The organism is Streptomyces sp. NPDC006544, from assembly GCF_040611715.1.
Taxonomy (GTDB): domain Bacteria; phylum Actinomycetota; class Actinomycetes; order Streptomycetales; family Streptomycetaceae; genus Streptomyces.
Genome location: NZ_JBEXOV010000234.1, coordinates 1 through 1,186, shown reverse-complemented (window position 1 = coordinate 1,186; position 1,186 = coordinate 1). Strand labels below are relative to the sequence as shown.

Below are 1,186 nucleotides of genomic sequence, written 5' to 3'. Positions count from 1 at the left end.
TGAAACTACTTAATAATTTGTTGACTAGCTTAACACAATATGAGAATGAAATGATTCAAATTAGGCGTCATCTTCATCAATACCCAGAAATTTCTTTTCAAGAAAAAGAAACATTTAAGTATATTATGGGCTTTTATAAAGAACTTGACTGTGAACCAAAACTTATCGGAAAGGGATTTGGAATCATCGTTGATATTGAAGGTGGAAAATCCGGAAAAACTCTTGCTTTGAGAGCAGACTTTGATGCTCTTGCTATTTTTGAAGATAATGATTTAAGTTTTAAATCGGTCAATCCAGGAGTAATGCATGCCTGTGGACACGATGCACATACTGCATATTTGATGGTACTTGCTAGAGAACTAGTAAAAATAAAACAAGAACTTCCGGGAAGAGTTAGAATTGTCCATCAACCAGCAGAGGAAGTATCTCCTGGTGGTGCCAAAGGTATGATTAAAGCAGGAGCTCTTGACGGTGTCGATAATATGATCGGGGTTCATGTGATGACTACAATTAAAACAGGGGTCATTGCCTATCATAATAAAGAAACTCAAACGGGACGTTCTAATTTCACCATTACAATCAAAGGAAACGGAGGTCACGCTTCTATGCCACAATTAAGTAATGATGCAATAGTAGCCGCTAGTTACTTTGTAACTGAACTCCAAACAGTAATTTCAAGAAGAATAGATCCATTTGACATGGGTACTGTAACTATTGGATCATTTGATGGAGCAGGAAGTTTTAATGCTATACAAGATAAAGTAGTGTTAAAAGGGGATGTTCGGATGATGAAAGAAACAACTAGAAAAGTCATCCGAGACCAAGTGAAACAAATTGCTAAAGGCGTTGGAGTAACCTTTGGGGTTGAAGTGATTGTAGATTATGACGATAACTATCCTGTACTCTTTAATTCAGAAAATCTCACTCACTTTGTAGTTGACAGCTTAAAAGATCAGAATATTTCAGAAGTCAATAATATAGTCGATTTAGGACCACAAAATCCTTCTGAAGATTTTTCATATTATGGGCAAGTTGTACCAAGTACTTTCTTTTACATTGGTGCACAGCCTGAAGACGGCGGAAATTATCCCCGTTGTCCGGCGAGGCCAGCGCCGCGGCGACCGCCGCACGGAAGTCCTCCGGCGAAGCCGCCGTCGTCAGGTCCAGCGGTGGGAGCGGGCGCAGC

1 protein-coding gene is annotated in these 1,186 nt (G+C 39.7%); it reads left to right on the top strand.

Translation table 11 applies throughout. The features are described from left to right. Nucleotides 1–20 precede the first annotated feature (20 nt). Nucleotides 21–1,186 (top strand): M20 family metallopeptidase (locus ABZY44_RS37750; RefSeq protein WP_356662081.1); only part of this gene is annotated, 1,166 nt, incomplete at its 3' end.